The organism is Solimonas terrae (assembly GCF_011067135.1).
Lineage (GTDB): Bacteria > Pseudomonadota > Gammaproteobacteria > Nevskiales > Nevskiaceae > Solimonas > Solimonas terrae.
On sequence record NZ_JAAMOW010000005.1, the window covers coordinates 135,265 to 158,274 of the forward strand.

The 23,010-nt window shown below is 65.4% G+C and carries 21 protein-coding genes; 15 read left to right on the forward strand and 6 right to left on the reverse strand.

Annotated features, from left to right (window positions below; all coding sequences use genetic code 11):
• Positions 1–16 precede the first annotated feature (16 nt).
• From G7Y85_RS10920 to G7Y85_RS10975, 12 genes are all read left to right on the forward strand, one after another.
• On the forward strand, positions 17–466 hold the full coding sequence (locus tag G7Y85_RS10920) for a prepilin peptidase (RefSeq protein WP_166256415.1): 450 nt from the start codon (positions 17–19) through the stop codon (positions 464–466).
• A 23-nt stretch (positions 467–489) separates the two neighbouring features.
• Positions 490–966 (forward strand): TadE/TadG family type IV pilus assembly protein, encoded by a 477-nt coding sequence (locus G7Y85_RS10925; RefSeq protein ID WP_166256418.1) that lies wholly within the window; start codon positions 490–492, stop codon positions 964–966.
• Positions 967–1,056: 90 nt separating this feature from the next.
• A complete protein-coding gene (gene cpaB / locus G7Y85_RS10930) occupies positions 1,057–1,953 on the forward strand; it encodes a Flp pilus assembly protein CpaB (protein WP_166256421.1) in 897 nt (298 codons plus the stop codon).
• Between the two features lie 13 nt (positions 1,954–1,966).
• Positions 1,967–3,322 carry a type II and III secretion system protein family protein gene (locus tag G7Y85_RS10935; protein WP_166256424.1) on the forward strand — a complete coding sequence of 452 codons (1,356 nt, stop codon included), beginning with the start codon at positions 1,967–1,969 and terminating at the stop codon, positions 3,320–3,322.
• A gap of 52 nt (positions 3,323–3,374) precedes the next feature.
• Positions 3,375–4,562 carry a CpaE/TadZ family protein gene (locus G7Y85_RS10940; protein ID WP_166256427.1) on the forward strand — a complete coding sequence of 396 codons (1,188 nt, stop codon included), beginning with the start codon at positions 3,375–3,377 and terminating at the stop codon, positions 4,560–4,562.
• A gap of 36 nt (positions 4,563–4,598) precedes the next feature.
• Positions 4,599–5,825, forward strand: coding sequence for a TadA family conjugal transfer-associated ATPase (locus G7Y85_RS10945; RefSeq protein ID WP_166256430.1), 1,227 nt, complete (start codon positions 4,599–4,601; stop codon positions 5,823–5,825).
• Positions 5,822–6,754, forward strand: a complete 933-nt coding sequence (locus G7Y85_RS10950; RefSeq protein ID WP_166256432.1) for a type II secretion system F family protein — start codon at positions 5,822–5,824, stop codon at positions 6,752–6,754. Before G7Y85_RS10945 ends, G7Y85_RS10950 begins: the two co-directional genes overlap by 4 nt.
• Entirely contained in the window at positions 6,754–7,692 is a 939-nt protein-coding gene (locus G7Y85_RS10955; RefSeq protein ID WP_166256435.1) for a type II secretion system F family protein, read from the forward strand. The genes G7Y85_RS10950 and G7Y85_RS10955 overlap by 1 nt, the downstream gene beginning before the upstream one ends.
• Positions 7,685–8,386 (forward strand): tetratricopeptide repeat protein, encoded by a 702-nt coding sequence (locus G7Y85_RS10960; protein ID WP_166256438.1) that lies wholly within the window; start codon positions 7,685–7,687, stop codon positions 8,384–8,386. The genes G7Y85_RS10955 and G7Y85_RS10960 overlap by 8 nt, the downstream gene beginning before the upstream one ends.
• Positions 8,383–8,679: a DUF3613 domain-containing protein gene (locus G7Y85_RS10965; protein ID WP_166256441.1), complete on the forward strand. Its 297-nt coding sequence runs from the start codon at positions 8,383–8,385 to the stop codon at positions 8,677–8,679. The genes G7Y85_RS10960 and G7Y85_RS10965 overlap by 4 nt, the downstream gene beginning before the upstream one ends.
• Positions 8,680–8,725: 46 nt before the next feature.
• Positions 8,726–11,776: a sensor domain-containing protein gene (locus tag G7Y85_RS10970; RefSeq protein ID WP_166256466.1), complete on the forward strand. Its 3,051-nt coding sequence runs from the start codon at positions 8,726–8,728 to the stop codon at positions 11,774–11,776.
• Positions 11,777–12,024: 248 nt separating this feature from the next.
• Positions 12,025–12,975, forward strand: a complete 951-nt coding sequence (locus G7Y85_RS10975) for a fatty acid desaturase family protein (RefSeq protein WP_166256468.1) — start codon at positions 12,025–12,027, stop codon at positions 12,973–12,975.
• A 69-nt stretch (positions 12,976–13,044) separates the two neighbouring features.
• Here the strand turns inward: G7Y85_RS10975 and G7Y85_RS10980 are convergent, their stop codons facing one another.
• The 5 genes from G7Y85_RS10980 to G7Y85_RS11000 form a co-directional block, all read right to left on the reverse strand.
• Positions 13,045–13,476 (reverse strand): universal stress protein, encoded by a 432-nt coding sequence (locus G7Y85_RS10980; RefSeq protein ID WP_166256471.1) that lies wholly within the window; start codon positions 13,474–13,476, stop codon positions 13,045–13,047.
• A 53-nt stretch (positions 13,477–13,529) separates the two neighbouring features.
• Positions 13,530–14,321 carry a 16S rRNA (adenine(1518)-N(6)/adenine(1519)-N(6))-dimethyltransferase RsmA gene (gene rsmA / locus G7Y85_RS10985; protein ID WP_166256474.1) on the reverse strand — a complete coding sequence of 264 codons (792 nt, stop codon included), beginning with the start codon at positions 14,319–14,321 and terminating at the stop codon, positions 13,530–13,532.
• Positions 14,318–15,301, reverse strand: a complete 984-nt coding sequence (gene pdxA / locus G7Y85_RS10990) for a 4-hydroxythreonine-4-phosphate dehydrogenase PdxA (RefSeq protein ID WP_166256477.1) — start codon at positions 15,299–15,301, stop codon at positions 14,318–14,320. The genes rsmA and pdxA overlap by 4 nt, the downstream gene beginning before the upstream one ends.
• A 30-nt stretch (positions 15,302–15,331) precedes the next feature.
• Positions 15,332–16,669 (reverse strand): peptidylprolyl isomerase, encoded by a 1,338-nt coding sequence (locus G7Y85_RS10995; protein ID WP_166256480.1) that lies wholly within the window; start codon positions 16,667–16,669, stop codon positions 15,332–15,334.
• Between the two features lie 87 nt (positions 16,670–16,756).
• Positions 16,757–18,979 carry an LPS-assembly protein LptD gene (locus G7Y85_RS11000; RefSeq protein WP_241696123.1) on the reverse strand — a complete coding sequence of 741 codons (2,223 nt, stop codon included), beginning with the start codon at positions 18,977–18,979 and terminating at the stop codon, positions 16,757–16,759.
• Positions 18,980–19,104: 125 nt separating this feature from the next.
• On the opposite strand from G7Y85_RS11000, the gene G7Y85_RS20110 reads away from it, so the two are divergent.
• Genes G7Y85_RS20110 through pmbA form a run of 3 tightly spaced genes read left to right on the forward strand, consistent with a single transcriptional unit; the run spans position 19,105 to position 22,159 of the window.
• Positions 19,105–20,094 carry an aminoglycoside phosphotransferase family protein gene (locus tag G7Y85_RS20110; RefSeq protein WP_194241158.1) on the forward strand — a complete coding sequence of 330 codons (990 nt, stop codon included), beginning with the start codon at positions 19,105–19,107 and terminating at the stop codon, positions 20,092–20,094.
• Positions 20,091–20,801: an N-acetylmuramate alpha-1-phosphate uridylyltransferase MurU gene (gene murU / locus G7Y85_RS11010; RefSeq protein WP_366514947.1), complete on the forward strand. Its 711-nt coding sequence runs from the start codon at positions 20,091–20,093 to the stop codon at positions 20,799–20,801. The genes G7Y85_RS20110 and murU overlap by 4 nt, the downstream gene beginning before the upstream one ends.
• On the forward strand, positions 20,798–22,159 hold the full coding sequence (pmbA, locus tag G7Y85_RS11015; RefSeq protein ID WP_166256486.1) for a metalloprotease PmbA: 1,362 nt from the start codon (positions 20,798–20,800) through the stop codon (positions 22,157–22,159). The genes murU and pmbA overlap by 4 nt, the downstream gene beginning before the upstream one ends.
• 12 nt (positions 22,160–22,171) lie before the next feature.
• Here the strand turns inward: pmbA and G7Y85_RS11020 are convergent, their stop codons facing one another.
• Entirely contained in the window at positions 22,172–22,999 is an 828-nt protein-coding gene (locus G7Y85_RS11020; RefSeq protein WP_166256489.1) for a UDP-2,3-diacylglucosamine diphosphatase, read from the reverse strand.
• Positions 23,000–23,010: the final 11 nt, after the last annotated feature.

The following is a 23,010-nucleotide window of genomic DNA, read 5'->3' on the forward strand; positions in this document are numbered from 1 at the left end:
GGGCTTCGCCGCGATCATGGTCGTCGTCGCACTGCTGGCGGTGTGGGCGGCGGCGATCTCAACCTCGGACTGGATATCCAGACGGGTTCCGAATGCGGCCTTGCTCCTGATGATCGTTCCCGCAGTCCTGGCCCTGATGATTCAGGGCCAGGGTTTGCTGGGGGAGTCGAGGCTGGGCAGCGCCGGCGGCATGCTGATCGGCTTCGCGCTGACTTTTCCCGGTTATCTGCTGCGCAGTCTCGGTGCGGGTGACGTGAAGTTCGCGGCCGTAGCGGGTCTGCTGCTGGGAGTGTCGCGTGCGTGCGAAATGATGCTGGGGGCGTCCTTGCTGATGGGCGCGCTCGCCGTGATCATGCTGTCGAGGCGACTGCCCCGGCAGACGCGCTTCCCGGCGGCACCGATGCTGGCGCTGGCGTTCGTGACCGAGATGTTGGCAGGGCCGCTGTTGCCGGTGTGGCGGAGATAGCAATGAATCGCACGAGAAGGATCTTGCAAAAAAGGCAGAGCGGCGCCGCGGCGGTCGAATTCGCGTTCGTCCTGCCGCTGCTGCTGTTCATTGTTTACGCGATCTTCGTCTACGGCTATCTGTTCGTCGTCCGGGAATCGATTGAGTTCGCGGCACACAAGGGTGTCGAAGCGGCGATCGCCGTTGACTCGGGGGCGAGCAATGCCGATACCCAGCGGCAGACGCAGGCGGTCGCCGCCGCCAACTGTGCCCTGAAATGGTTGACCGGCGTCTGCACGTCGACGATCGCGGCCAGCAGTCGTGTCGTGCCGCAGTACACGCCGTGCACGGGGTCGGGGACCTCGGCCTGTCCGACAGGCTACGGAAAAGTCAGCGTCACCTACTATGTGCTGAATGGCGGAACCTGGGTGTTCCCCAAGCTCATCGGTCTGCCGTTTGTCGGCACGATTCCGCCGATGCCGGAAACCATGGTGGCAACCGCCATCGCGCGTGTGAGCTGAAGATCGGATTTGCACGCGCTGCCACCGGGCAGCCGTGTCGTTCAAAGCGTTCGGTGATGATCACCACGCCGTTCGGGAAAGGGGATAGCTATGAGCAGCACCGCTTTGAAGATATTTGCCGCGGTCTCGGTACTCGCGGCGATCATTCTGGCCGCAGTCGGCTACAGGATGAGTCGCGACTACGCGCAGAAGTCCGAGACGGCGCAGCAGCAGGTCAAGCAGAAGGAGGCGGAGCAGACGCTGGCGGTGGTCGCGGTGAAGCCGCTCGCCGCCTATCAGGCGATCGCTCGCGACGCGGTCGCGCTGGTACCCGTTTCGGTCAAGCCGACCGATCCGTTCACGACCATCGATGAAGTGGTCGGCAAGCAGCCGCTGGTTGACATCGATGCCGGTGCGCCGGTGACGCGTCGCTATTTCCGCGAAGGCAATCTGCTCGCCCGTGCGATTCCGGTCGGCTATCAGGCGGTGTCGATTTCGGTCACCGATGTGCTGGCCGTCGGCGGTTTCCTGCGGCCCGGGGATATCGTCGACGTTCTCATCTATCTGCGCGGCGCCGAAGGGATCGACAAGCCGCAGGCGCGCGTTCTGCTCGAGAATGTGCGCGTGCTGGCCTACCTGGAACAGGTCGTCGATCGGCCACAGGGTGTCGACGACAAGAACGACCAGCGCCAGCAGCAACAGTCGCAACGCACGGCGGTGCTGGCAATTGCCGACAAGGACACCACCAAATTGATGCTCGGCGCCAGCCTCGGCGATCTGCGTCTCGCCCTGCATGGCCAGGCTGAGGAAGATGCAGCTGCCAACGGCACGCTCGCCAGTGCGGATGCGGCTGCTCCCGAGGGCAAGCCTGCCGCCGACGGCGTACAGCCCGACAAGCCGATCACGTCCGAAGAACTGGGACGGATCAAGCCATTGCATCCACCGCCGCCACGCGCGCGCATCGAAATCATCCGCGGCAGCGACCGCAGTACCGTGACCACCAAGTAAGGACGATCGCGCCATGCCTATCAAGATCAAGTCGCAGGTGCTGAACGTGCTGCTCGGGGCTTTGCTGACGGGCGTCGCCGTGCTCGGTGCCGGCCCGGTCGCGGCGGACACGCCCGCCGCCGAACGTCCGGTACTCATCGTCGAGCAGGGGGAACACAAGCTGATGCGGTCGAATGCCGATGTCACGCGCGTCGCGGTCGGAAATCCGGCGACGGCCGACGTGTCGGTTGTCAATCGTCGCGATCTGCTGCTCGCCGGCAAGTCGCTGGGCATCACCAGCCTGATCGTCTGGGTCAAGGGTTCCGGCACACCGCGCCAGTACATCGTTCGCGTGCAGTTGCCGAAGGATCCGCTGAAGACCAGCGTGCCGGATCCCGAACTCGACAATGCAGTCGTCGATCCGGGCCGCGGCGTCGAAGGCAGGTTGCCGAACCTGCTGGCCCATCGTCGCGCGACGCTGGCGGCGGCAGCGCAGAAGCAGGGCGAAATCAGTGATCGCAGCTCCATCGATCTCGAGTCGCAGGTGCTGACCGACGTGAAGATCGCCGAGGTCTCGCGCAAGACCATGCAGCGCTACGGCTTCAACTTCATTCTCAACAATCCCGGCTCGTCGCAGACCTCGGGTGGCATTCTCGGGCCCGGACAGACCAGCACCGCGACGGTGTCCGGCGGCGTGCTGACCAGCACGCTGGCCGACGCATTCGGCATTGTGGTGTCGGACGCCAGCAGCCACGTCACCGCACTGCTGAGCATGCTGGAGGGCAACGGCCTGTCGCACACGCTTGCCGAGCCCAGCCTGTTGGCGACCAGCGGTCAGACCGCCACCTATCTTGCCGGCGGCGAATTTCCGGTGCCGGTCAGTCAAGGTGGCACGAGCAACGGCAGCATCACGGTCGAGTACAAGGAATTCGGCGTGCGGCTGTCATTGACGCCGACGGTCCTGTCGCGCGATCGCATCGCCTTGAAAGTCGCGCCCGAAGTCAGCGATCTCGATTTCTCCAACGGCATCCAGATCGGCGGTGTCGCCGTCCCGTCGCTGACGGTGCGCCGCACGGACACCTCGATCGAACTCGGCGATGGTGAGACCTTCGTGATTTCGGGCCTCGTCAGCACCAGCCTCAACGACAGTGTCAACAAGCTGCCGTGGCTCGGAGATGTGCCGGTGCTCGGTGCGTTCTTCAAGTCGACGACGCTGGATCGCAACGACAAGGAATTGATCATGGTCGTCACGCCGCACCTGGTGCGGCCGGTAGCCAAGGGTGTCGCGCTGCCGAAACTGCCGGGCGATCAGTTCAACAACAAGACGCCGAATGCGGCCTACAACGTGTTCCTCGAACGCGGCAAGTTCGATTCGGGTTTCAGTCGCTGATGCGGGGACGGCCGCTAGAATTGCCGGTCCAGAACTTGCCACGGAAGCATTCATGAAAACGCAGGCAGTCGTCGTTGCTGATGATCCGGTGTATCTGAGCTGGCTGGAGAATGCGGCTGGCAGCAATGCCGACTTCTCGCTGATCCGGCCGCTGGACGCCGAGGATCTGATCGAGCGCGTGCAGATGATGGGCCGCGTCGACGCCGTTTTCTTCCAGTTCGAGCGTGCCAATCTCGACGTCCGCCTGTCGATGATGGAACGTCTCGTCGAACGAGCTCCGGACATTGCGGTGGCCGGTCTGGGCGCCGACAGCAATCCGGACGTGGTGCTCGCCGCAATGCGGGCCGGCGCCCGCGACTTCTTCGTGCTGCGGCGTGACGAGGCCGACGTGGCGGCGCTGCTGTCCAAACTCTTGCGGCGCAGTCAGACCGTGCCGCGCCCGCAGCAGCGGCAGGGCCATCTTTACGGGGTGTTTGCCAGCCAACCGCTCGATGCCATCGCCTTTGTCGCCGGCCACCTGGCACTGTCCTGCGTCGAGCAATTGCCGAAGTCGGAGCCGACGCTGCTGATCGATGTCGCAACGCCGCCTGGCGCGGCTGCGGTGTTCCTGAACATCAGCCAGACCTACAGCGTGCTCGATGCGATCAACGACGTGTACCGCTGCGACCAGACGCTGGTCGACACCGCGTTTTCACGGCACGCGAGCGGCTTGTACCTGCTGAGCCTGCCGGAAGACCTGATCGGTCGGCCGCAATTCGTCTTCGATGATTTCGTCAAGCTGCTGCAGGTGGTGCGCGGGCTGTTCGGCTGCGTCGTCGTGGCGTTCGACGCGCACTGGCCGGTGGACTGCATCTCGGCCGTGCTGGCGCAGGCGGAACGGGCGCTGCTGCTCAGCGACCAGTCGATCATCAAGTCGCGCCACAGCAAATACCTGCTGCGCGCGCTGCGTCTCGACGACTGTCCGCTCGACCGTACCTCGCTGCTGGTCGACGGTTACCGCAAGCGTATCGGTCTGGAGCCCGAGAATCTCGCCGAGATTCTCGACCTGCCGCTGTTCGGGCGTCTGTCGAGCAGCACCAATCACGGCCGCATCCAGGCAATGAACGCCGGCGAGCCGATGTTCAGCATCGCGCCCAAGGAACCGTTCTGCGCCGACATCCGGGCGCTCGCCAGCGCACTGCTGGCCGGTCAGACGCAGATGGACGTCAGCAAGGGCGGGCTTTCCCGCCTGTTCGGTTGACGGACTGATGAAATGGGCCAATCGGACCGTACCAGCATGAGTACCGCCCCGGACGCGCAGCTCGCCCGCTTCCGGCTGTCCGATCAGTACCTGCAGCTGAAGAACAGCTTTCACCGGCACCTGATCCAGCAGATCGACGAACGCAATCTCGATATCGATCGCTGGGACAACGAGCAGACCGATCGGTTCGTGCTCGACCAGATCCGTCGCTATGTCGTCGACCAGCGGCTGCCGATCAATCAGCGCGAGTCCGAAGCACTGGCACGCGATGCCAAGGACGAGCTGATGGGCTACGGCCCGATCCAGATGCTGATCGACGACGATACTGTCAACGATATCGTCGTCAACGGTCCGGATCGCGTGTTTGTCGAGCGCGAAGGGCGCCTTTCCAGCGTGCCGATCCGTTTCTTCAACAACGCTCATGTGCTGCGCGTGATCCAGCGCATCCTGGCGCCGATCGGCCGGCGTGTCGACGAGTCGACGCCGATGGTCGACGCCCGGCTGCCGGACGGCTCGCGCGTCAATGCGATCGTGCCGCCGATTGCGTTGGACGGTCCCTGCCTGTCGATCCGCAAGTTTCGCAAGCATGCACTGACGTCCGACGACCTCTTGCGTTTCGGGACCATCAGCCGTCCGGCGCTCGATTATCTGCAGGAGCGCGTGACCAATCGCACCAACCTGATCGTGGTGGGCGGCACGGGCTCGGGCAAGACCACGTTTCTCAATCTGCTGTCGCAGTGGATACCGTCCAGCGAGCGACTGGTAACGGTGGAAGATGCGGCGGAACTTCGCTTCGATCATGGCCACGTCGTGCGTCTCGAGTCGCGACCGCCGAATCTTGAGGGCGAGCGCGCTGTCACCGCGCGCGATCTGGTCCGCAACGCGCTGCGCATGCGACCGGACCGCATCATCGTCGGCGAAGTGCGCGGCGACGAAGTGCTCGACATGCTGCAGGCAATGAACACCGGGCACGACGGTTCCATGACCACCTTGCATGCCAATTCCACGCGCGACGCGATTCATCGACTCGAACTGCTGGCCGGCTTCGCGGGCTACACCGGCAGCGAAAGCACGTTCCGAGGCCAGGTCGCGGCAGCGATCCAGATGCTCGTGCACGTCAGCCGGCTGAAGGGCGGGCAGCGGCGTGTGATGTCGATCACCGAAGTCGCGGGCCTGGCCGGCGGCGAGTTGGTCCTGCGTGACAGCTTCCGCTACGACATTCAGCGTGGCGAGCATCTCGATCTGAGGGAGGCGGCACCATGACCTTGCTGGCCGTCATGCTCGTGGCTCTGCTGCTGCTCGGTTCCGCCGTCGCGCTGATCCTGCGCGCGGCCGCTCGCGAACGGCAGGAGGAAGTGGGTCTGCGTCTGCGTGTTCTCGGCGGCAGCAACGAGGAGGCCGCGGCGGCGCTGCTGAGTCTCGACAACGATCGCCAGATCCGCAATCCGGTGCTGCGCTGGCTCTGTCATCTGATCTGGCGTACCGGCGTCGAACTGCAGCCGACCACCGTATTGCGCATCGTCGTTGTCGCGGCCCTGATCATTCCCGTGCTGCTGCTTGTATTCGGGGCGTTCGCGGGTCTCGCGCTGGCCGTGTTCGCGATCATCATCGGCTGGTTCGTGCTGTCTCAGCGCGCGGCCCGCCGCCGCATGAAGATCATCGAGCAGTTTCCGTCGTTCCTGGAAAGCACGATCCGTGTGCTGGCCGCCGGCAATACCCTCGACGAGGCCTTGTTGTCCGCCAGCCGCGAGGCGCCGGACCCGATCAAACCGCTGTTCGTCAGTGTCGGCCGCCAGGTTCGCCTCGGCGCGCCGCTGGAGGCGGTACTGATGCAGATGGCCGAGATCCACCAGCTGCGCGATCTCAAGGTCATGGCGCTGGCGGCCGCGATCAATCGCAAGTTCGGTGGCTCCCTGCGCAATGTGCTGCGCAGCCTGATCAGCGGCATCCGCTCGCGTGAGAGCGCCGCGCGCGAACTGCGCGCACTCACCGCGGAAACCCGCTTTTCGGCCCTGGTGCTGGCGATCATTCCAATCCTGCTCATGGTCTACATCGTCTGGCAGAACCCAGGCTACTACACGCAGATGTGGGCCGATCACAAGGGCCGCATCCTGTTGTGCGGCGCACTGGGTCTGCAGGTCGCCGGCATGCTGGTGATCTGGCGGATGATGAAATCGACGGAGGCAGATTGATGAGTCCGACCCTGTTCGCGTCGATCGTTGCGGCCGCCATCATCGTTTGCGTGCTGGCGATCCTGACGCTGGTCTATTTGCTGCTGCGAGTCCGTCACGAGAGCCTGCTGCAGCGGCGTGTCGATCCGCAGGCCAGCACCGTGGCCCGCGATTTCGGCGTCGTCGGTACGGCCCCGGTCATCGAAACGATGGCGCGCAGCGGCAAGGCCATCGAGAAGATGATCGACACGGAGGGCGAGAGCGGCCGATTGATGGTCCAGGCGGGCTGGCGCACCGCCAAGGCGCGCCTGTTCTGGTATGCCTTCCAGGCGGTTATGCCGGTCCTGCTGTTTGCCGGCGTCGCGGCGTTCTGGACGTTCAGCGAGTCGCCGAAGCGCGGCATCCTGGGGCTGCTGTTGCTGATCATCGCGGCCATCCTCAGCTTTCTGGCACCGCGCTGGGTGTTGCGCGCCGCGGCGTCACGGCGTCGTCTGCGGGCGCAACACGAGGTGCCGCTTTTCATTCACCTGCTGGTGCTGCTGTTCGAGTCCGGCCTGTCGACACGTCAGGCGCTGGCGAGCATCGTGCGTGAAAGCGGCGGCGTGCTGCCGGAACTCGGTCACGAGTTCGATATCGTGCTGCGTCAGGTCGACGCCGGTGGCGAACTGGGCGAAGCCCTGAAAACCATGGCCGACATGCTCGAAGTCGAAGACCTGACGACCGTGCTCGGCGTGCTGCGTCAGGTCGAACGCTACGGCGGCGAACTGCGTGAACCCCTGCTGGAGACGCTGCAGGTCATCGAGGAACGGCGCGGCTTTGAGCTGCGCGAGAAGGTCAATCAGTTGTCGGGGCGCATGACGGTCGTGATGGTCATGTTCTTCTTTCCGGGGCTGCTGATCTTCGTTGCCGGGCCGGCGTTTCTCGCCATCATCACCGCGCTGAAGGGAATGAGTGGATAACAAACGACAAAGCCTGCACCGTAGCGGCGCCGTGCTGATCACGGTCGCGCTTCTGGCCGGCTGCGCCGGCAGCGGTGGTCGTGGTGACGGCTCCGTCTCGCCGGCGGATCTTGCCGCGACCGACGAGTCGGTTCACGTCGATCTGATTCGCAAGATGCTCGATCAGCAGCAGTACTACGCGGCGCTCGCGCACATCCAGCAGCAGCAGCGGCTGACGGGCAACAGCGATGACCTGCGCTATCTCGAAGCGGAGGCGCGTCGTGATCTCGGCCAGTCGGCTGCCGCCGAAGCGCTTTATCGGGGGCTGCTCAATGGTCGTCTGGCCGGTGACGCCTATCACGGCCTGGGCCTGTTGTACGCGAGCCGCAATCTCAATACGTCCGTGCAGTATCTGCGCGAGGCGACACGGCGCGATCCGACCGACGCCGGTGCCCGCAACGATCTCGGATACGCGCTGTTGCGTGCGGGACGCTATGCGGAAGCCATGCCGGAATTGTCGACGGCGGTCGAACTCGAACCGAATGACGACAAGTCGCGCAACAATCTGTTGCTGCTGTTGATGCTCACCGGTGACGAGGCCGGTGTGAAGCGTGTCGTCGACGAGGCGGGCATCACCCCGGACGTGGTCGCCCGCATGCGCAGCGACGCCCGAAATTTGCAGGCCCGCAACGCGGGCTCAGGAGTGAAGAAATGAAAAAGCTCGTCGTGGTTGTTGCGTGCCTGTTGGCGTCGTCGCCGCTGCTGGCTCTGGCACAGGCGCAGGGTGCAGCCGATCCCTTGCCGCTGCTTGGTGGCGACACGCGCGCCTGGCTCGATCTGCAGACCAGCCCCGCAGCGCAGGCCGCCGACGTGCGCCCGGTGCCCGGCGAGGTTGCCGAGCAGGTCTACCAGCGCTACATCAACAGCTTCAAGTATCCGATTCCGGAAACCTTCAAGCGCGACAGCTTCGTCCAGAATGGCGGCAGCGGTAGCGGCGGCGGCCAGTAAGCAGGTGCCCTGGCGACCGGCCGCGGTGCGCATGCTGATCTGAGCAATGTCTGCGGCCAGCGCAAGGACGCGTTGGAACCGGTCGCGACTGGCGGTCGGACTGCTCGGCTTGCAGGCGGTGCTGTTGCTGGGGCTGGGTATCGCGAGCCTGCTCGGCGCCAGCAACCTGCAGAGGCGTGCCGCTCAAGGCTTTGTCGAGCAACAGTTGGGGCCGGTCCTGGCGCCGGCATTGCGGCGCCCCCTGCTGGTCCCCGAAATCGCAGCGACCGCGCGCGCGCTCCTGCAGCGGCCCTGGGGCCTGCGCCGCGTCGTGCTGACCGATACCGACGGGCTGCTGCTGGCGCGTGCCGGCGACTACGATGGCCTCGGTTTGAGTGGCAGCGGTCCGGGTCAGATCATCGAGAACGCCCTGTATGCGCTCGACAGCGTCAGGTTGTCCACGCTGATCCGTGCGCCGGATGGGCGTGTATTGGGTCGCGCCGCGGTCGACGTGAATACGGTGGCGATTGCCGATATCCATGATCGTGCGCTTGCGCAACTGCGCATCACCGGTTTTGCGCTGCTGATCCTGGCCTTGCTGGCGGTCGTTGCCGCTGCCTGGCTGTTGCGCCGCACGACGCGACCCGCCGACTGGCGGCAGCGTGCCGACCCGGCCGCGCCGGCTTCGCGTCCCGAATCGGCCCCCGATCTCAGCGAACTGTTTTTCCGCGAGCGTGCCGGTGGTTTCATGGACGCGCTGGAGACCGGCATCGTCAGCGCCGATCGCGATGGCCGCGTTCGCTATCTCAACGCCACTGCCGAGCGTTTGACCGGCTGGCCGTTGGCGGCCGCGCGTGGTCGCATGGCGTATTCGGTGGTGCATCTCGGTGATGCCCAGGGCGCGCCGATGCAGAGTGCGCTCGAGCTTGCCTTGGAGAAGCACGGCGAAGTCCCGGTGCAGAGTGCCTGGTTGCGCGCACGCGACGGCAGCCGGCGGCCGGTCGAACTGCAGGCCTGCCTGCTGCGCGACGCGGCCGGCGCCGTCGACGGCGCCGCGATGCTGTGTCGCGACATCACGCGGTACAACGCGGAACTCGATGGTCTGAAGCGCGAGGCGCGCTTGTCGCAGGCGATCGTCAATCACCTGGAAGAAGGTGTGCTGATGACCGATGCGTCGGGCGTCGTGCGTTTTGCCAACGCGCGCGCGACGCACATGTTCGGCTACGTGCGCGACGAACTGCAGGGCTTCACGGTCACCAAGCTGATGCCGGTGCCGTTTCTCAATACGCCCGGGGTCCGTCTCGCGGACTACGTCGGCACGGTCGCCGATCGCGGCGCCATGTCGCTGCCGAAAGTGGTCGGCTGGCGCCGCGATGCCACGACGTTTCCGGTGGAGCTGTGGGTGCAGACCCTCAACTTCGATCAATCGACCGGACTGGTCGTGATCGTCCGCGACATCACCGAGCGCCTGCGTGGTGAAAACCTGGCCAGTCGACTCGGTCGCCTGCTCGATGCATCGGCAGAAGAGGTCTACATCTTCGATGCGCAGAATCTCGCGCTGCTCGAAGTCAATCGCGGTGCACGCCGCAATCTCGGATTCCGCGCCGAAGCCCTGCTGCGGATGACGCCGCTCGACATCAGTGGCGATCTCGAGGAGAGCGTGTTCCGGCAGTACCTGCAGCAGCTGCGTGCCGGCGAGCAGGACAGCGTCATGTACCGTTGCCGGCACCGCCGCGGCGACGGCAGCAGCTATCCGGTCGAAGTGCGCCTGAACTTCTCGCGCGACGAGGTGCCGCCGGTGTTCATGGCGATCGCCGTCGACATCAGCGAACGCCTTGAAGGCGAGGCGCGCCTGGAACAGCTGGCGCACTACGACGCCCTGACCGGCCTGCCGAATCGCGTGATGCTGCAGGACCGCCTGCAGCAGGCCTGGCTCGCGCAGCAGCGGGGTGGCCGTCTGCTCGGCGTGCTGTTCCTCGATCTGGATCGTTTCAAGGACATCAACGACCGGCACGGACACGAGGTTGGCGATCTGGTCTTGAAGGCGACCGCCGAGCGCCTGAAGTCGGTGATGCGCGAATCCGACACGGTCGCGCGCCTGGCCGGCGACGAGTTCGTGATTCTCGCGCCCGGACTGCGATCGCTCGAGGACGCGGCACAGCTGGCGCAGAAGCTCATCGACCGCTTCGCGCATCCGCTCGCGATTCCGGGGCTGCATATCGTGTCCCGTCTCAGCGTCGGTGTGACCCTGTATCCGCTCGACGAAAGCGACGGCGAGACGCTGCTGCGACACGCCGACATGGCCATGTACGACGCCAAGCAGGCCGGCCGCGGCTGCTACCGGATCTTCACGACCGAGATCGACGCCGACCGCCGCCGGCGCTTCGATCTCGAACGCGAGATCCACGCGGCCGTCGCACTCAACCAGTTTCACCTGCTGATGGCGCCGATCGTCGATCTCGGCGGTGGTGCGGTCCGCGCGATTCGCGCCTGCCTGTACTGGGAACATCCCCGCTTCGGTCGCATCGACGAGGACGAACTGCTGCGCGCCGGTGCCCGCGCCGGGCTGATCGGCGATCTCGAGCTGTGGCAGATCACGCACGTGTGCGAGCATCATCTGAGTGCCCGGCAACGCGGCTTGCCGGTGCTGCCGTTCATCATCGAGATTTCCGGCTGGCAGCTGCGCAGCGGCGAATTCGGTCGGCATGTGGAGGAACTGCTGCGGCGCTACGAGGTGCCGGGCGATCGTCTGATACTCGCGCTCAGCCCGGACGGACTGAGCGAAACCGAGCCGCTGCACGCCGCCAGCGTCGGGCTGCTGGCGCAGGGTGTGCGTCTGGCATTGCGCGATTTCAATCTGCCGCTGCCCGACGCCGGCGACAAGCCGCTGCAGTTGCTGCTCGCGTCAGCCGAGCTGCTTGCCGACCGGAACGGGATGGCGGAACTGCTGGCCGCCGCTGCCGCGTGTGGTGCGGCGCTCGTTGCTGCGCCGGATGACGAGACGGCGCTGCAAAGCTGGCAGGCCGCCGGCGGTCAGTACGCGATCGCGCCGACCGCGGCGATCGAGGCCCACGGCATGATCGACTGGCTGGTTGGACGCGAACTGCGGCCTTTGTAGGTCCTGCCTCTGCGCCGTGGGGTCGCAGCGGCCCCGCACATGGTTTTGACGGCGAATTGCCGTATATTGGCGACCGTAGAGGAAATCCCCGACTCGACGCGAGGCGTATTGCCGCCGTTTGCGCCATGGACAGGGTGTTCCGCGACTGTCAGTCCGTTGTCGCGCAGCCGGGCGCGGTGTCTCCGGCCATTGCATAGGCGTTTCAGAACATGACCAGACTCCGCCCTCAGGTTCCCCGCGAAGATTTGATGCGCCTGATGCAGTTCCGGCCGGTCTATACGCACGCCAAGATCCTGCTGTTCATCGCGATCATGGTAATGCTCGGCTACATCGTCTGGACCACCGACTCCACCTGGCTGCGCTGGACCGCGTATGTCGGTCTGGGCTACATGCAGATGAGCATGGTGACGTTCATGCATGACGCCACGCACAACGTGCTGTTCGAGCCACGCTGGGAGAACTGGGCGTTCGGCATCATCGCGATGACACCGCTGCTGGCCTCGTTCGTGGCCTTCAAGGAAGATCATCTCGAACATCACCGTTACAACCGCTCGTATCAGGATCCGGACGCGTTCACGATGGGCAAGCGGGGTCCGCTCGATTTCCTGCTGTTCTACGGATACATCGCAGCCAGCGCGCTGCTCAGCTTCCTGCATTTCAATCTGCTGTACCCGATCGGCAAGTTCGACCGCCGCAACTGGGCGATCCACATCGGCGAGACGCTGTTCAAGGTCGTCGTCTACGCCATCCTCCTGACCTGGGCCGCGCACAATGGTGTGCTCGACAAGACCCTCGGACTGGTGCTGTATCCGATCCTGTTCTTCTCGTTCTTCAACGCGATGCGCTTCATTTCCGAGCACTACGAGACGCCGTGGAACGAGGGCAAGCTGACCGGCACTCGCACGGTCATTTCCAACCCGGTGCACTCGTGGTTCTGGAACAACATCAACTGGCATATCGGCCATCACGTGTTTCCGCGCGTGCCGTATTACAACCTGGTGGAACTGCACAAGCTGATCGAACCCGACATCGACGGCCTTGGCGCGCTGGTCGACAAGAGCTATATCGCCGTGTTTCTCAGTGCGCTCTGGCGTGGTCCCGAATCGGAGCCGCGACTCGCGCACTTCCTGCAGCAGCGCGGGCGTGTGCGCAAGCGTGCCGAGGTGCTGGCACGGCTGCCGAGGGTGTCGAGTACCTGAGACTGCCGGGAAGCCGTAACGCGACAGCACGCAGGCTATGCCGGCGCGCCGGTCGATGCCGACAGCGGCCTAGCCGACGTGTACCGCGAGCACGTCGCAGCGTGCCCGGGTGATGACGTTTTCCTCGGTGTGGTTGAACCACGCGGCGAGGCCGTGACGCGGCTGATGGCCCAGCACGATGAGGTCGATCTGCAGGGCTTCGGCCAGTTGCTGGATCTGCGGCGTCACAGGGCCGGTTGCGGTGTGCACGTTTTCGGCGGCGATCGAGCATTCGGCACAGATCGCCTCCAGCTGCTGGCGCGACTGCTGTTCGAGTTGCTGGGTCAGATCGACCGGCGCGGTCATCAGCAGTTCACCGCTTTCGATCGGGATGTACTCGACCACGTGCAGCACCGACAATCGCGCGCCGAACAGTTCGGCAAGCGCACAGGCGCGCTTCAAGACCAGGCGTCCGCTCTGGTCCAACGCCAATGCGACGAGAATATGGTTGTAGGTCGCCATCCGCTGCCTCCCGCCTGAGCCCTGGGCTCATTGTCGGCTGCTGCCGCCGAACGTCAACCGGCGGCACCCAGGCGGTTGGCGAGACGTGCGAAATCGCGGGCCTGCAGGCGCTCGGCACGCAGCCCCGGATCGATGTCGGCGGCGCGGATCTGCTCGACGCTGCAGAGCCCCTTGAGCGCGTTCGACAGAGTCTTGCGGCGTTGCGAAAACGCCTGTGCGACGACCCGGTCGAACAGCGTCAGATCGTCGATCGCGAAGTCAGGTGCGCGCGGCTTCAGGCGGACGATCGCCGAATCGACCTTCGGTGCCGGGCTGAAGGCACCGGGGCCGACATTGAACAGATGCGCGACTTCGCAGCGCGCTGCAAGCGCGACGCTGAGCCGGCCGTAGGCTTCCTCGCCAGCGCTCGCCGACATGCGCTCGACGACTTCCTTCTGCAGCATGAAGTGCATGTCGGTCACCGCTTCGCTCTGCGCCAGCAGATGGAACAGCAGTGGCGTCGAGATGTTGTACGGCAGGTTGCCGACCAGCCGCAGCTTGTGGCCCGCGACCGCGAACTGGCGGTAATCGACGCCGAGCGCGTCGGCCTGGGTGATCATCAGGCCCGGTGCGTTGCCGCAGATCGCGAGCAGTCGCGGAATCACGTCCCGGTCGATTTCGACAACGTGCAGCTGCCCGAGCTTTTCCAGCAGGGGCACGGTCAGTGCGCCGAGGCCGGGGCCGATCTCGACCACGGTTTCGCCGCCCTGCGGATGGATCGCCCGAATGATGCGGGCGATGACCTGCGGATCATGCAGGAAATTCTGGCCGAAGCGCTTCTTGGCCTGATGCGCGGATTCGCTCATGGCGATGCCAGCTCGATCGCCAGCAGCAGCGCGGCATGCAGGCTGCCGGCGTCGGCCTTGCCGCTCCCGGCGAGATCGAGTGCGGTGCCGTGATCGACCGACGTACGGATGATCGGCAGACCGAGCGTGACGTTGACGGCTTCGCCGAAACCGGCGTACTTGAGCACCGGCAGGCCCTGATCGTGGTACATCGCCAGCACGGCATCGGCATGCGCGAGATGCCTGGCGGTGAACAGGGTGTCGGCGGGCAACGGGCCGATCGCATCGATTCCGGCCGCCCGCGCCGCCGCCAGCGCCGGTTGCATGATGTCGATTTCCTCGCGGCCGAGGTGGCCGGATTCGCCGGCATGCGGATTGAGTCCGCAGACCAGAATGCGTGGCCTCGCGATGCCGAAGCGGCGACGCAGATCGGTATCGAGGATCGCCAGCGTGGCCTGCAGCCGCTCGCGGTCGAGCGCATCGGCGACCGCGCGCAACGGCAGGTGCGTGGTCAGCAGCGCGACACGCAGCGTGCCCGCCACCAGCATCATCACCGGCAGCGCCGCACCGGTACGCTCGGCCAGGAATTCGGTGTGACCGGAGAACGCGATGCCGGCGTCGTTGATCACGCTTTTCTGCACGGGACCGGTTACCAGCGCCTGCGCGAGGCCGTGCCGACAGGCGTCGGCGGCCTGCCGCAGCGTCTCGAGCACATAGCCGGCGTTGCGCACATCGAGCCTGCCGGCGCTGGCCGGCGCGGCGAGCGGTACCGGCAGCAGGCGCAACTCGCCGCCCGCGCCGGGCTGCGCGGTGGCCTGCAGATCGGCGGGCAGGATGCGCAGCGGCAGTCCGAGACGGGCGGCGCGTTCCTGCAGGAGGCCAGCGTCGGCGACCGCCACCAGCTCGACCGGCCAGGCCCGCTGCGCCATCGCGCAGACCAGATCCGGGCCGACGCCGGCCGGCTCGCCCGGCGTGACGACGATGCGTATGGTCGTGCTCACCGCGCGGATCGCACGCAAACCGGCGAGTGGCTACTGCAGCTGTTTGGCCGCTTCGGCATCCGACGGAATGCGATATTCGATATAGGCTTCGTTGCGCAGGCGACGCAGCCAGATGTCGTATTCCTCGGCCGATTTGCGGGTGCCGATTGCAGTCCGTGCGCGGGCACGCTTCTGCTCGTCGGTGACATCACGTTCGCGGCGTTCCAGCAGCTGCGCGACGTGCCAGCCGAACTGCGTGCGGAACGGCTCGGAAATCTCGTTCGGCTGCAGCTGGTCGAGGCGCGACTGGAATTCCGGCACGAACACGCCCGGCGGCTGGAAGCCGAGGTCGCCACCGCTGTTCTTGGAGCCCGGATCGTCGGAAAACTCCTTCGCCAGTTTGGCGAAGTCTTCGCCCGCCTTGAGGCGGTTGTAGATGTCGCGCGCCTGCGCCCGCGCCTGATCGTCATCGCGGATCGCGTTGGTCTGGATCAGGATGTGGCGGGCATGGGTCTCGGTGACGGTCTTGCGCTCGTCGCCGCCGCGTACATCGGTGAGCTTGATGATGTGATAGCCACTGCCGGTCTCGAAGACGTCGCTGACCTGACCCTTGTCGAGCTTGGCGGCGATGTTGGCGAACACCGCCGGCAGATCGGCGCCCTTGCGCCAGTCGAGATCACCACCCTGCAGGGCCTGCTGGCCGTTCGAATTGGCGATCGCCAGCTGCGCGAAGTCCTCGCCGTTCTTGATGCGCTTGAGCAGCTCGTCGGCCTTGCTGCGTGCCTGGTCACGGACTTTCTGACTGGCGCCGTCGGGGACGATGATGAGGATGTCGGAAAGACGGTATTCCTTGTCGCTGTTGGCGCCGGCGCTGCTCAGGAAGGCGTCGATGTCCGGTTCGGTGACGACGACGCGGCTGTCGACTTCCTTGTTGCGCAGGCGCTGGATCGTGACTTCGTTGCGGATCTGTTCGCGCAGTGCCAGGTAGTCGAGACCGTCGCCGCGCACTGCTTCGGCAAACGCCGACAGCGTCATGCCGTTCTGCTTGGCGATGTTGGTCATGACGTCATTGAGCTCGCGGTCGTCGACGCGGATGCCTTCCTGCTCGGCGCGCTGGGTCTGCACGCGAGTCAGGATCAGCCGCTCCAGTACCTGTGCACGCAGCACGTCTTCCGGCGGCGCGGCAAGCTGGCGTTTGGCGATTTGCGAGCGTGCGTCGTCCATCGCCTGTTCGAGTTCGCTCTGCAGGATGGTGCCGTCGTTGACCACGACGATGATGCGATCGAGCGTCTGCGGCTCGGCCTGCGCGCTCTGCGCCAGACCGAGGCCGGCGCTCAGCGCGAGCATGAATGAAAACACGGGGCGCAGCAGATGCGGACGCAGCGACATGGCGGAAACCGGAAGAAATGTAGGGAATGCAGTGGCGGATTATCGCTCAGGCCGCCGGTAAACGGGGCTCAGGCGGTTCGCGACCGCTCAGTAGACATCGTCGTCGACGTGAAGGTTCGGGAATCCGGAGCCGATCTGGCCGAGGCCCTTGAGTTCGAGCTGGAAGTAGATGCCGTTGTTCATCGTGCCTTTCGAGTCCGAGATATAGCGGCGGAACGCGGCATCGGCGGCCCAGCAGCAGGTGTCGTAGCGCAGACCGACATAGGTATCGAGTGACTGCTTGTCGCGCACGGAGTAGCGCCAGCGGCCGGCGAGGCTGATGGCGTGATAGATCGGCGTCATCGCGGTCAGATCGGTCTGTTCGAGCAGGCCGCGGCGATAGCGATAGGCGGTCTCGAACAGATGCCGGTTGTCGTCCCGATAGCGCACGGCGACGCCGGCGCGGCTGATTTCCGACTCCGCCGGCGACCACTGCGCGAGCAGCCGTGTGCCCCAGTGGGTCGACAGGTTGTACTCGAATTCGCCGATCAGATCGGTGACGCCGCTGTCCGGCGGCGTTTCGCCGGGCAGTGCGACGCGTGGCGCTTCCAGCCGGTACAGCTGGCCGATCGATGCGGAGGCCTTCACGGCGCCGGTATCGGGATCGAGCTGGCGGCCGGTCAATGCCAGCGTCAGCTCGTTGGCATCGGAAATGCGGTCGATCCCCGAGAAACGGTTGCGTGCGAACAGCTGCGTGAAATCGAAGTCCGGCTCGCCGCTGTCGAACACCGGCAGATCGTCCTGATTCCGGTACGGCACGTACAGATAGAACAGCCGTGGCTCGAGCAGCTGCGGCGTGCCGTCGTCGAGCAGTCGTTCAAAGCGCAGGCCGTATTCGGTGCTGAGCATCGGCAGCCCGCGGCTCGGGTTGCTGGCGTCACCAGGCGCGGTGCCGGTGAGGCGGTAATCGGTGTAGCGATAGTCGAGCAGCGCCTTCGAATACCAGGCAATCGTGTCGCGCTCGACCTTGATGTACGGGTCGACGTCGATGCGCTGGCCCTCGACCGAATCGGCACGCACGAAGTTGCTGTATTCGCCGTTCAGGCCAAGCCGGCTGTAGAGGAAGCTGTTGCGCGTCTGCGTGTTGAACAGGATCTGCGGCAGACGCTTGTACGGCTGCTCGACCTGGGTGAGATTGCTGGTGATTTCCTGGTAGTCCTGCACCAGCATCTGCACCGAATACGATGCCGGCGACTGGTACATGAAGCGGGCGCTGCGATCGAGGAACGAATTCGCGCTCAGATCGATGCCGTTGTTGCCGAGATCCTCGAAGTAGCCCGGATCGCTGACGTCGGCGTAGTGCAGGTCCATCGACAGGCGCGGCGTCAGCAGGCTGCGGTCGTTGTAGTACAGGTAACTGCGTTCCTGGTCCGTAACGCGATCGCGATTCAGATACTGGTAGCCGAGATCGCCTTCCGACTGCGACAGCAGGTAGCGGCCGCTCAGTTCCAGCTGGGTGCCGCGCTCCGACATGTAGCGCGGCGTGAATGTCATGTCGTAGTTCGGCGCGAGATTGATGTAAAGCGGTTCGCGGAGATCAAAGCCGGTCTTGTTGGTATTGGCGAGCAGCGGATACAGCAGGCCAGTGCGGCGACGGTCGTCGATCGGAAACTGGATCCACGGCGAATAGAAGATCGGCACGTCGAGGAAGCGCAGGCGTGCATTGCGCGCGGTACCGATGCCGGCGTCGTAATCGAGGTCGATCTTGCTGGCTTCCAGATACCAGCTGTTGTTGCCCGGCGCACAGGTCGTGTAGTCCGCGCCCTTGAGGGTTGCCGTCTTGTCGGCATTGACCTGCAGCTGATCGGCGTGGCCGCGCGCACCGCGCATCAGCACGACGAAGCTGTCGTCATTGAACAGGCCGGATTTGTCGTCGAGATCGAACTGCGAGCTTTGCGAGTCGACCACGATCTTGCTGCTGCGGAACAAGGACTCGTGGTCTATGGTGATCCGCTGCTGCAGTTCGTCGTAGTCGAGCTGCTCGGCGGTGATTTCCTGGTCGTCGCGCTTGAGCTTGACCGAACCGGACAGCGTCGACAGGCCGTTGTGGAGCAGATCGGCATGATCGGCCCTGACGCGGACCTTGTCATCGGGCGCCGCTTCGATCGGCGGCAGCGTATCGGTGATCTGCGCGCACGACGAGCCGTTGTAGATCTGCGAGTGTTTGTCGTACTCGCGCTCGGTCGGCAGCGTGCTCTGGGCGAACGACGGCGCCGCCGCGCACAGGCTCAGACCGAACAGCAGGGGAAACGGACGGCGAAAGCGGGGCAAGGTCGCGCGATTCCGGGACGGACGGGCGGCAAGTATCGGCGGGAGCTCCCGCCCGGTGCAATGATCGAAGCGCCTGCCGGCTTCGGGTAAGCTGCGCGGGCCAGGTCCGATCCGCATCCCACATCTTGAAATCCACCGACGATCTCGACGCCCGCGCCGTCGCTGCGCGCGACTGGGCCCTGCGGCAGCTCGATCTTGCCGCCGCCGCTTTCGCGCCGGCTTCGGCCGACGCCAGTTTCCGTCGCTACTTCCGCATCGAGGACGGGCAGCGCAGCTGGGTGCTGATGGATGCGCCACCGGAACGCGAGGATTGCCGGCCGTTCCTGCAGGTCGCGCAGCTCTTGCATGATGCGGGCCTGCATGCGCCGCGCGTCATTGCGCAGGATCTGGCGTGCGGTTTCCTGCTGCTCGGCGATCTTGGCCGGCACACCTACCTGCACGTCATCAACGATGCGAATGCCGATGCGCTGATGTCCGATGCGATCGATGCGCTCATCCGCTGGCAGCTGGCCAGCCGGCCCGGCGTGCTGCCGCGCTATGACGAGGCGCTGCTGCAGCGCGAGCTGGCGCTGTTTCCGGACTGGTACGTCGGCCGTCATCTCGAGCGCGCACTGAGCGCGACGCAGGCCGCCACGCTATCGGCGATCGACGCGACGCTGATCGCCTCGGCGCTGGAGCAGCCGCGCGTCTACGTGCATCGCGACTACATGCCGCGCAACCTGATGCTGTCGACGCCCAACCCCGGCATTCTCGACTTTCAGGACGCGGTCGAAGGCCCCCTGGCCTATGACGTCGTTTCGCTGTTCAAGGATGCGTTTCTCAGCTGGCCGAGCGAGCGTATCGAGGTCTGGCGGCGGCAGTATGCCGATCGTGCGCGGCGTGCCGGTCTGCCGCTGCCCGACGAGGCGACGTTTGTCCGCCAGTTCGACTGGATGGGCGTGCAGCGCCATCTCAAGGTTATCGGCATCTTCGCCCGCATCAACTATCGCGACGGCAAACCGCACTATCTCGGCGACGTGCCCCGTTTCATCGGCTACGTGCGCGAGGTCGTATCCTGCTACCGCGAACTGACGCCCCTGCTGCGGCTGTTCGACGAACTCGGCATGGTGGCGTGAACAAGGCCTTCATTCTCGCCGCCGGCCGCGGCGACCGCATGCGGCCGCTGACCGACCACACTCCCAAGCCGCTGATCGAGGTCGGCGGCCGGCCGCTGATCGAGCATCATCTTCTGGGCCTGCAGGCGGCCGGTGTCGAGGCGGTGATCGTCAATCTCGGCTGGCTCGGTCCGCGCCTGCGTGAGCGGCTGGGCGATGGCGAACGCTACGGTCTGAGCATCGCGTATTCAGATGAAGGCTGGCCGGCGCTCGAGACCGGCGGCGCGCTGCAGCGTGCGCTGCCCCTGCTCGGCGAGGCGCCGTTCCTGCTGGTCAATGCCGACGTCTACACCGACTATCCGTTTTCAAAGCTCGTGACGCGAGCGCACAACTGGCCGGTCGACACGCTTGCACATCTGGTGCTGGTCGACAATCCGCCGCATCACCCGCAGGGCGATTTCACGTTGCGCGATCAGCATGTCATCGAGCCACCGTCGTCGCTGCGGCTGACCTTCGCGGGTCTGTCGATCATCGATCCACGCCTGCTCGACAATGCCCCGGGCGGGACCTTCTCGGTCGTGCCGCTGCTGCGTGCCGCCGCGCGTCAGGGGCGCCTCACGGCAGAGCGGCACGCCGGCCTGTGGTCCGACGTCGGAACCCCGGAGCGCTTGCTGCAGTTGCAGGCGCACTTGCATTCGTCCTCTTCCGTCCCCAGTGCTTCGCCATGACCTTGCCTGCCAGCCGCTCCCCGACCGCCGCCGAATTGCCAAGCGCCGAGGCACTGAAGGACCGGCTTGATCTGGTCTTTCGACATGCGCAGCGTCATGGCGCGTCTGCTGCGGAAGCCAGCGTGTCGGCGAGCCGCGGCCTCAGCGTCAATGTCCGCCAGGACGCGATCGAAAGCCTGGAGTTCCAGCAGGACCGGGAGCTCGGCCTAACCGTTTATCTGCGGCAGCGCAAGGGCCACGCGACGACGGGCGACTGGAGCGATGCCGGCATCGCCGAAGCGGTCGACGCGGCCCTGGCGATCGCCGCTGCGACCGGCGAGGACCCGTGCAACGGTCTCGCCGACGCTGCGCTGATGGCGTTGCCCGCGCCGGACCTCGATCTGGACCATCCCTGGCATCTCGACGCCGATGCCGCCGTCGACCTTGCGCGCACCTGCGAAGCGGCGGCGTTTGCAGCCGATTCACGGATTACCGGCAGCGAAGGCGCGGGGGTGTCCAGCCATCGTGGCATTTCCGCCTACGCGAATACGCATGGCTTCTTTTCGGCCCGTCTCGGCACGCGGCACAGCCTCAGTTGCGCGGTAGTCGCCAGTGCCGGCGACGACATGCAGCGCGATTACTGGTACAGCAATTCGCGCGTGCCGGCCGAGCTGATGGCCCCGGATGAGATCGGGCGGATGGCCGGGCATCGTGCGGCAGCGCGCCTCGGTGCCCGCAAGCTCGACACGCGCCGCGCGCCGGTACTGTTTCCGCCGGAGCTGGCGCGCGGCATCTGGGGTCATTTCGTCGGCGCGATTTCCGGCAGCGCCCTGTACCGCAAGGCCACGTTCCTGCTCGATCAGCTCGGCAAGGACGTGTTCTCCAGTGCGGTCAGCCTGCGCCAGTCGCCGCATCTGCTGCGCGCTTCCGGCAGCGCTTTTCACGACAGTGAAGGCGTGGCGACGCAGGATCGTGTCCTGGTCGATCGTGGCCGCCTGGACGGTTGGCTGCTCGGCAGCTATTCGGCGCGCAAGCTCGGGCTGGTGACGACCGGCAATGCCGGCGGTGTGTTCAATCTTGTGGTCGAACCGGGCCCGTTCGATTTCGAAGCATTGCTGCGCCAGATGGGACGAGGTTTGCTGGTGACCGAGCTGCTGGGTCACGGCGTCAATGCCGTGACCGGCGATTATTCACGCGGCGCCGCCGGGTTCTGGGTGGAAAACGGCGAGATCGCCTATCCGGTCGACGAGCTGACGATCGCCGGCAATCTCGCCGAGATGTTCAAGGCAATCGTCGCCGTCGGCAGCGACGTCGACATCCATGCCAACACCCATACCGGCTCGCTGCTGATCGACGGCATGACCATCGCCGGCCACTGAGCCGGCATCCCGCTAGGCGGATCTTTCGACGTCGGTGGCCGGCGCGCCTCCGGCCCGACGGGTCCGCATCGGCGTGACCTTCGGAGAATTCTGCTCGCCCTCGTGCAGTTCCGCCCAGCGCAGGATTTCGAAGCGACCGTTCATGTCCTCGGCGAGCGAGGTGCAGCTTTCCATCCAGTCGCCGCAGTTGTAGTAGGTCACGCCATGAACGTCGCGGATTTCGGCGTGATGGATATGTCCGCAGACCACGCCATCGAGCCCGCGCCGGCGGCAGTCGCGCGCCACCGCATCTTCGAACGCCGACACGAAGTTGACCGCACGCTTGACCTGGTGCTTGGCATACGCCGACAGCGACCATTGCGGCTTGTCGAAGCGTGCACGGACCTGGTTGATGACGACGTTGGCGCGCAGCAGGGTCTGATAGGCGCTGTCGCCGGCGATCGCGATGCGCCGGAAGTAGCGGGTGATCATGTCGAAGGCATCGCCGTGCAGCACCAGCAGGCGGCGGCCGTCGGCGGTGTGGTGGACGGCCTCGTTGGCGATCGAGATGTTGCCGAAGTGTAGGGCGTGATCGACGTAGCGACGCAGGAATTCGTCGTGATTGCCGGTGATGTAGTGAACCGCCGTGCCCTGTTCGGCCTTGCTCAGGATTTCGCGGACGACGTTGGCGTGCGCTTGCGGCCAGTACCAGTGCTGTCGCAGTTTCCAGCCGTCGATGATGTCGCCCACCAGATACAGGCGCTCGCAGTCGTGACGGCGCAGGAAGTCCGCCAGCAATTCGGCCTGACAGCCGGGGCGACCGAGGTGGACGTCGGAAATCCAGAGTGTGCGGTAGCGCATCTTCTCTCCGC